General features: G+C 40.7%; 6 protein-coding genes. All 6 read left to right on the forward strand.

What is annotated here, in order from left to right; translation table 11 throughout:
- Positions 1-7 precede the first annotated feature (7 nt).
- Positions 8-124: an N-acetyltransferase gene (locus FY557_RS19860; protein WP_228451754.1), complete on the forward strand. Its 117-nt coding sequence runs from the start codon at positions 8-10 to the stop codon at positions 122-124.
- Between the two features lie 52 nt (positions 125-176).
- A complete protein-coding gene (locus FY557_RS19865) occupies positions 177-1130 on the forward strand; it encodes a VOC family protein (RefSeq protein ID WP_149248965.1) in 954 nt (317 codons plus the stop codon).
- Position 1131: 1 nt separating this feature from the next.
- Positions 1132-1752: an alpha/beta hydrolase gene (locus tag FY557_RS19870; protein ID WP_149248966.1), complete on the forward strand. Its 621-nt coding sequence runs from the start codon at positions 1132-1134 to the stop codon at positions 1750-1752.
- A gap of 590 nt (positions 1753-2342) precedes the next feature.
- A complete protein-coding gene (locus tag FY557_RS19885; protein WP_149248968.1) occupies positions 2343-2930 on the forward strand; it encodes a Crp/Fnr family transcriptional regulator in 588 nt (195 codons plus the stop codon).
- Positions 2931-3152: 222 nt separating this feature from the next.
- Positions 3153-3545 carry a Rid family hydrolase gene (locus FY557_RS19890; RefSeq protein ID WP_149248969.1) on the forward strand — a complete coding sequence of 131 codons (393 nt, stop codon included), beginning with the start codon at positions 3153-3155 and terminating at the stop codon, positions 3543-3545.
- Positions 3546-3614: 69 nt separating this feature from the next.
- A complete protein-coding gene (locus FY557_RS19895) occupies positions 3615-3701 on the forward strand; it encodes a hypothetical protein (RefSeq protein ID WP_262713564.1) in 87 nt (28 codons plus the stop codon).
- Positions 3702-3883 lie beyond the last annotated feature (182 nt).

The raw sequence follows: 3883 nt of genomic DNA on the forward strand, positions 1-3883 counted from the left end.
TAAGCTGGTGGCTTACGCCCGGGAAAACAATCTGAAAATCGTTCCGCTTTGTCCGTACGTTCACGCGCAATTCAAACGTCATCCGGAAGAATACAATGATGTCTGGTTCAAAGAAGAAGCATAAAATCTAAAGCCCATTAAAACCATCAACAACCAACCAAATACCATCAACTAAAATGTCACTTATCACAGGACTTCATCATGTTACCGCCATTACCGGCGATACGCAGGAAAATATAGATTTTTACACCGGCGTCTTAGGGCTTCGGCTGGTAAAGACCACCGTTAACTTCGATTATTCCGAGGTTTATCATTTCTATTTCGGAGACGAATTTGGAACTCCGGGAACCATCATGACCACGTTTCCGTATGGAAAAGGACTGGTCAACGGAAGACACGGCAAAGGAATGCTGAATACCACTGCTTTTTCCGTTTCCATGGATTCGTTTGATTATTGGACGAACCGTTTAGAGCAATTCAATATTCCTTTCAAGGAACCTCAGCAGAGGCTTTCGGGTGAAGCTTTTATTTATCTGGAAGATTTCGACGGTTTGGGTTTGGAATTGGTTTTCAATGAGAAGGATGACAGAAAAGGTTATGATAATGGATTTATTCCAAAAGATTTTGCCATCAAGGGACTTCATCACGTGGAAATCTGGCTGGATGCGTATGAAAGGACAGCCGCTTTGCTGACCACTCAAATGGATCACAAATTAATTGCTGAAAGTTCAGACCGGTTTAGGTTTGCTGCTGAAGATGTTCCCGGGAAGTATGTGGATCTGCTTTGCACGCCTGCTGCACTGAAAGGTTTGGCAGGAAGAGGAACGGTTCATCATGTGGCTTTTGCAACACCCGATGCGGAAACCCAACTTGAAATGATTGAAAGATTAAACAAATTCGGATTGGAGCATACTGAAGTGAAAGACCGTAAATATTTCACTTCCGTTTATTTCAAAGAACCGGGCGGAGTTTTGTTTGAAATCGCAACTTCGGGCCCGGGCTTCGATGTGGATGAAGAATCAGCATCGCTGGGTGAGCATCTGAGCCTTCCGCAGCAGTTTGAAGAAAACAGGCAGCACCTGATCAAAGTTTTGCCAAAATTTAATTATCCGACAGAAAAATACAGATAAAATGAGTCATATTTTAGATATAAAAACGGGAGGGAAATCATTGAATGAAGCTGGAAAAGCATTGGTCATGATCCACGGAAGAGGAGGGAGCGCACAGGATATCCTGGGACTTTCACAGCATTTAAACGTTAAGGATTACGCTTTGCTGGCACCGCAGGCAACCAACGGGACCTGGTATCCCTTTTCCTTCATGGCTCCGGCTGAGCAGAACGAACCCTGGCTTTCTTCGGCTATTGAGACTGTCGGAAAAACAGTACAGGCCGCTCTGGATGCAGGAATCAAAGCTGAAAACATTTACTTTTTCGGCTTTTCCCAGGGTGCCTGTCTAACGTTGGAGTTCCTGGCCAGAAACGCTCATAAATATGGCGGGGCAGCGGCCATCATCGGCGGAGTTGTCGGTGAAAAAATCAACCGGGAGCATTACAAAGGCAATTTTGCACAGACTCCGATTTTCCTGGGAACGAGCAATCCTGATTTCCACGTCCCGGTAGAAAGGGTGTATGCGACAGCTAATATCTTACGCGAAATGAACGCGGACGTAACGGAAAAAGTCTATGCTAATTTCGGACATTCTATTAATCAGGAGGAAATTGAATTAGCGAATTCTATTGTTTTTAAATAAAATTGATTTATGAAAAACACGAGAATCTTCAGCGATGAAAAGGGTGGATCTCACTTCAATTTTTATTCATTTGTAAAAAGTAAATTTGCTGGGCATCGGCATTTTTACTCAACATTCAATAAATAAAAACTATGCACGAACAACTTCTTTTAATCCCGGACTTTTAACTGTCGTCATGCTTGCACAGCGCATCAGAATTGTCTATCCTCTATTTTTGGTATCGGCAGTTTTGGGAATCAGCCTGATCTCCGGAGTTCCGGTTTTACAGCTGGATAATATTAAATTTTTTAGTAATTGGAAAAAATCAGGAAATTCTTGAAACGTTAAAAAGGATCATCGAGAATAATGAAGGCTGGAAAGCGGAAATCCGGAGTGATGAAACCGTGTGCCCGGATTATATCAAAGAAAATGAGGTTGATATCGTTCTGCTGAGTTCCGGGTTGGATGAAAAATATGAAAATGAGATCAAAGTTTTTTGTTCAGCTCTCGGTAAAGATGTGAAGGTAATCGACCATTACGGCGGGGGAAGCGGGCTTCTGAAGAATGAAGTTTATTCACTTTTTCCTAATTTGCAGCCGTAAAATAAATATATGTTCCAGAATATCATCAAAAACATCTCGCGATTTGTCAGTTTAACGGCGGAGGAGGAAAAGATTTATGAAGATTTGCTAAGGCTGCAGAAATTCCCTAAGAAAACACATCTTCTGCGCGAGGGAGAAATTTGCCAGTTTGAGGGTTTTATAAAGGAAGGCTGCGTACGGACTTATTACCTTGATGAAAACGGCTTTGAAGTAACGCTTCTGTTTGCCGTTGAAGATTGGTGGATCACAGATATTGATTCGTTTAACAACAAAACGCCTTCCAGGATTTTTATCGAAACCCTGGAAGATACCGAAATCTATATGCTGGATCCGGTAACGAAGGAAGAGCTGCTTGAGAAGGTTCCTAAGTTTGAAAGAGCCTTCCGGATGATGATGCAACGCTATGTAGTGACGCTTCAGAACCGCCTGGTGAATACGATTTCCCAGCCTGCAACGGACCGTTATCTGGAATTCATCAGGGTGTATCCTACGATTCCACAACGGGTAGCGCAGTATTATATTGCATCGTATCTCGGGGTTTCCAAGGAGTTTGTAAGTACGATCAGAAAGCGTTTAGCGAATAGAAGTAAAGAATAATATATACGCAGAATTCCACTCTTATGGAGGGGTGGCGAAATTTTAAAGGATTTTTGACGGGATAGTTTATGCACAATGTATAGACTATCCCGTTTTTTTGTTTCACAAAAATCAACTCTTCAGAGAAAAAGAATCTTAAAATAGTTTTATTTATTAAACTGGTTCAATTTTTTAGATTTTTCCTTGCCATACTTTTGCTTCATTAATTTAAATCAGAATAAAATGTCACAGGAAAACAAAACAGCAGAAGGCTTCGGAATGCCTTGGGAAGATATTTATGGATACGCACAGGCGGTAAAAAAAGGAAATACAGTTTGGATTTCCGGCCAGTTAGGTCACAACGAGAAAGGCGAACTGGCTGATGGAATGGAAGCTCAAATGAAACAGGCATATGCCAACATCAAAGAACTATTGTCAAGATTTGATATGACGACGGAAAATGTGGTGGAAGAAGTGATCTATGCAATGGATATGACGACTGCATTTGAGGCACGGAAAAATTTCAAAGCAGAATTCTATGGCAATCCTAAAGCTGTAGCAAGTACAATGGTTGGAGTGAGCGGACTCGCATTGCCCGGACAACTTGTCGAAATTAAAATTGTTGCAACCGTATAGGTTTATCACTAAAATTTTCAAAGCTGATGTATTAAGCCAGTTCAATGCACAGGAGGAAACGGTGTTTATATTTTCGTTTTAAAAGGAAGCGCAGAAGTTGAAGATCAGAGATTAGAAAAAAGAGATGGTTTCGGGTTTGGGATATTTCCGGTTTGAACATTAAGTCAACTTCAGAAAATACTGAAATTTTGTTGATGGAAGTTCCGATGGCGACATAATAGAAAAAATTAAACAGTCACTTTTTTAAGAGTGAAATATTTAGGCTTGGGTTTTATAATCTAAGCCTGTTTTTTTTTGAAAAAATTAGTTCTCATTCTGTTTTTTTTATTTAAGTAATT

It is taken from the genome of Chryseobacterium sp. SN22, from assembly GCF_008329705.1.
Classification (GTDB): Bacteria; Bacteroidota; Bacteroidia; order Flavobacteriales; family Weeksellaceae; genus Chryseobacterium.

What these genes read in the sequence shown, in the direction of transcription:
- FY557_RS19865 (WP_149248965.1), top strand. Translation starts at nt 177, where the DNA reads ATGTCACTTATCACAGGACTTCATCATGTTACCGCCATTACCGGCGAT.
- FY557_RS19870 (WP_149248966.1), top strand. Translation starts at nt 1,132, where the DNA reads ATGAGTCATATTTTAGATATAAAAACGGGAGGGAAATCATTGAATGAA.
- FY557_RS19885 (WP_149248968.1), top strand. Translation starts at nt 2,343, where the DNA reads ATGTTCCAGAATATCATCAAAAACATCTCGCGATTTGTCAGTTTAACG.
- FY557_RS19890 (WP_149248969.1), top strand. Translation starts at nt 3,153, where the DNA reads ATGTCACAGGAAAACAAAACAGCAGAAGGCTTCGGAATGCCTTGGGAA.